This window comes from Streptomyces katrae, assembly GCF_000966975.1.
Classification (GTDB): Bacteria; Actinomycetota; Actinomycetes; order Streptomycetales; family Streptomycetaceae; genus Streptomyces; species Streptomyces katrae.
Genome location: NZ_JZWV01000532.1, coordinates 1 through 4,044, shown reverse-complemented (window position 1 = coordinate 4,044; position 4,044 = coordinate 1). Strand labels below are relative to the sequence as shown.

The 4,044-nt window shown below is 73.1% G+C and carries 2 protein-coding genes and 2 pseudogenes; 2 read left to right on the top strand and 2 right to left on the bottom strand.

Annotated elements, in window-relative coordinates; all coding sequences use genetic code 11:
* Together VR44_RS45135 and VR44_RS19385 are read right to left on the bottom strand one after the other, a co-directional pair.
* Positions 1-755: pseudogene (locus VR44_RS45135) on the bottom strand (hypothetical protein); the annotation flags it as partial.
* On the bottom strand, positions 752-1,354 hold the full coding sequence (locus tag VR44_RS19385; RefSeq protein ID WP_245691995.1) for an RNA polymerase sigma factor: 603 nt from the start codon (positions 1,352-1,354) through the stop codon (positions 752-754). The pseudogene VR44_RS45135 and the gene VR44_RS19385, both read right to left, overlap by 4 nt.
* A 323-nt stretch (positions 1,355-1,677) precedes the next feature.
* On the opposite strand from VR44_RS19385, the gene metG reads away from it, so the two are divergent.
* Complete coding sequence (gene metG, locus VR44_RS19380; RefSeq protein WP_045948808.1) at positions 1,678-3,393, top strand: methionine--tRNA ligase; 1,716 nt, start codon at positions 1,678-1,680, stop codon at positions 3,391-3,393.
* Between the two features lie 153 nt (positions 3,394-3,546).
* A pseudogene (locus VR44_RS19375) lies at positions 3,547-4,044 on the top strand (hypothetical protein); the annotation flags it as partial.

The following is a 4,044-nucleotide window of genomic DNA, read 5'->3' as shown; positions in this document are numbered from 1 at the left end:
GCGCGGGGTGGCGCAGCGGGCCCGCGGCGGGGCGCGGCCGCCGCGGCGGGAGCGGGGGCGGGGACGGCGCCAGGAACGCGGCCAGCACCACGGGAAGCTCCGCCCTGGGCAGCGGCACCGGGCCCAGGTCGGGATCGTCGCACTGGTCGACGTACCGCAGGACGGCCGCCTGGGCGCACAGCCGGACCTCGCGCAGCTCCCGGCGGCCGCCGGGACGGAAGCCCCGGCGGCCCAGCTCGCGGGCCCAGTGGCGGGCGTCGTGGTGCTCGCCGCGCCGGGAGTGGTCGAGGAAGAGGCAGTACGCGGCGGGGGCGGTACGCGCGCCCCCGGACCCGGCCGCGAACTGCCACCAGAACGCAGCCCCGCAGGTGCAGCAGGCAACCGAAGACGACCGCCCCCGGCAGGTCGGCGTGGCCGCCGTCGACGAAGCGGCCGAGGTCGCGCCGCGCGTGCGGGTCGCAGACCACGGCGAGGCAGGCGGCCTTCAGGTCCCGGCGGGCCCGTTCGGAGTCGAGCGGGCAGTCGCGGGCGGGGTCGCTCCAGCCGAAGGGGCGCCGCCGGTTGCGGGCGGGCGGGGCGGCCGGGGCGCCCGAAGGGCGGGGGACGCGCAGCAGCCGGGCCTCGGCGGCGCCCAGGTCGTAGTGCGGGTAGCGGTCGCGGACGCCCGCGCGGAGCAGGAACTCGGACAGGGGGCGGGGGGCCGCGGCGCGGTCCCCGTCCGCCCCGGTGCGGTCGTCGTCGGCGGCGGCGGTCATGACTCGGGTACGGCGTCGAGCAGCCGCGCGAGGCGCCGGTGGGCCTGGCCGAGCTGCGAGCGGACGGTGGCCTCGTCGACGCCCATCACGGCGGCGGCCTCGCCCGGCGTGCACTGGAGCCCGTAGCGCAGCATCACGGTGTCCCGCTGGCCCTCGGCGAGGCGGGAGACGGCCTGGTAGAAGCGGATGGTGTCGGTCAGCACCTCGTACTGGTCGGGGTGGGCCTCCTTCAGGGCCGCCTCGAAGGCGCTGATGTCCATCGGCTCGGGCCGGCGCAGGCGGGGGTCGCGGCGCTGCTGCCAGTCGACGATGCGCTGTTTCAGCACGGTCCAGGCGTAGGCGTCGAGTCGGTCCATGTGCAGCATGCGGAGCCATTCGTGCATGATCGAGTCGAAGGTGGCGTCCACCGCGTCCTCGGCGTCCGTGTCGGAGCCGAGCTGGAGGTACGCGAAGCGCATGTACGCGGGCCGCCGGTTGCTGTGGAAGGCCCAGTACGACAGGCGCGCGGTCGGGTCCCACTGGCTCATGGGCGTGGGCTGCCGCCGCCGGCTGGGCAGTCCCACGGCCCCGCCGGACTCCTCCGGTCCGCCATCGTTCACCGTTCCCCACCTCATCCCCTGGTGCCGGTCCATGAGAGCACCACCGGCGCACTCGGGGGGCGTGGATGAGGAAGCTGAAGGGATTGCGTTGGGTGTGACCGGTTCGTGAACGATCCCGACCACGCGGAGGGCCCGTCGGCCCGTACGCATATCCCGTCGGCACCTCCGCGTCCGCCCACCGGATACCGGTCGGGGTCCGTGCCCGCGGTTCGATACGATGAACCGCCTCACCATGTGTATCCGGCACGGCACGCCCCGGACGGGACGCCGCCGAACGCACCCGCATGGATCCGTAGAAATGAACTGAAATGGAGCATCCGAGGATGGCTCGACACCTGATCACCAGCGCGCTTCCCTACATCAACGGGATCAAGCACCTGGGCAACATGGTCGGGTCGATGCTTCCGGCGGATGTGTACTCCCGGTACCTCCGCCAGCGCGGCCACGACGTCCTGTACATCTGCGCCACCGACGAGCACGGCACCCCCGCCGAACTCGCCGCGAAGGAGGCCGGGATCTCGGTCGCCGAGTTCTGCGCGCAGGCCCACGACGCCCAGAAGGCGGTCTACGACGGCTTCGAGCTGTCCTTCGACTACTTCGGCCGCAGCTCCTCCGCGCAGAACGCCGAGATCACCCAGCACTTCGCGCGGCAGCTCCAGGCGAACGGCTTCATCGAGGAGCGTGCGATCCGGCAGGTGTACTCGCCCGCCGACGGCCGCTTCCTGCCGGACCGCTACGTCGAGGGCACCTGCCCGCACTGTGGCTACGACAAGGCCCGCGGCGACCAGTGCGAGAACTGCACCCGCGTCCTGGACCCCACGGACCTGATCGAGCCCCGCTCGGCCATCTCCGGCTCCACCGAGCTGGAGGTCCGCGAGACCAAGCACCTCTTCCTCCTGCAGTCCAAGCTCCAGCACGAGGTCGAGGCCTGGGTCGCGCGCCACGAGGAGGAGTGGCCGCAGCTGGCCTCCTCCATCGCCCGCAAGTGGCTGACCGAGGGTCTCCACGACCGCGCCATCACCCGCGACCTCGACTGGGGCGTCCCCGTCCCGGCCGACACCTGGCCCGAACTGGCCGCCGAGGGCAAGGTCTTCTACGTCTGGTTCGACGCGCCGATCGAGTACATCGCCTCCACCAAGGAGTGGGCCGACGCCGACCCGGCGAACCGCGACTACAAGTCCTGGTGGTTCGAGGCCGAGGACGTCCGCTACACCCAGTTCATGGCCAAGGACAACGTCCCGTTCCACACGGTGATGTTCCCGGCCACCGAGCTCGGCACCCGCGAGCCCTGGAAGAAGGTCGACTACGTCAAGGCCTTCAACTGGCTGACGTACTACGGCGGCAAGTTCTCCACGTCGCAGAAGCGCGGCGTCTTCACCGACCAGGCGCTGGAGATCCTCCCGGCCGACTTCTGGCGCTACTTCCTGATCGCCAACGCCCCCGAGTCCGACGACTCCTCGTTCACCTGGGAGCACTTCGCCGCCACGGTCAACAAGGACCTCGGCGGCACCCTCGGCAACTTCGTGAACCGCGTCCTGACCTTCTCCCGCAAGAAGTTCGGCGACGAGGTCCCGGCCGGCAGCCCCGCCGGCGAGGCCGAGGCCAAGCTGGGCGAGCAGATCGCCGAGCTGCTCGCCGAGTACGAGGGCCACATGGAGACCCTCCAGTACCGCAAGGCCGCCGCCGCGCTGCGCGCCCTGTGGTCCGCGGGCAACGCCTACCTGGACGAGAAGGCCCCCTGGCTGGAGGTCAAGACCGACCTGGAGGCCGCCGCGCTCACCCTGCGCACGGCGATGAACCTCATCCACCTCTACTCGGTGGTCTCCGAGCCGTTCATCCCGGCCTCGGCGCGCGCCATGCGCACCGCGTTCGACCTGCCCGGCGACACCACGACCTGGGTGACCCCGGAGCAGGCCAGGGCGCTGGACGCGGTCCCGGCCGGGACCCCGTTCACCGTGCCGCCGGTGCTCTTCGCCCGCGTCACCGAGGAGGACCTGGAGTCCTACCGCGAGCGCTTCGGCGGTTCCCCGGAGGCCTGAGCCCCCGTGTGAACGCCGCCCGAAGGGCGCGACCCCGTCCCGGGTCGCGCCCTTCGGCGTACCCGGCCCGGGGCCCCGGTAGGGAAAACCCCACCACGGAAGCTCCGCCCAGGCGTGCAGACCCGGGCGGGGCCGCGCGGCTGGAATGGGTCCATGACCCCTTCCCGTACCGTCCGGTGGACCGCCGGCTGGCTGCTCGCCGCCGTGTGGGCCCTGTCCTTCCCGCTCTTCTCCGGCCTGGCCCCGCACCGCCTGTGGGGCTGGTGCGCGGCCGCCGGGTACCTCGCCGCCGCCGCGGCCACCGCCCTCGGCCGGCGCCGGGAGGCGCTCGGCGCGGCCCTGCTGGGCGCCGTCGCCGTACCCCTCCTGTACCTGGTCCTGACCGGGCAGGGCCAGTCCGAGGTCGGCGTGATCGAACGGTCGGGGCGGCTCCTCCTGGCCACCGGGAAGACGTACGTGGACCACCCCGCCGGCGTCGGGGAGTACACCCCCTACCTCCCGGCCATGTCCCTCCTCGGCCTCCCCCGCGCCCTGCTCGACGGCGGCTCCGGCGGGGGAGGGGGATGGGCGGTCCGACTGCTGGGCGACGCCCGCATCTGGTGCGCGGCCGCCCTGGCCGGCGGTACGTGGGCCGGCCGCCGCCTCCTCGGC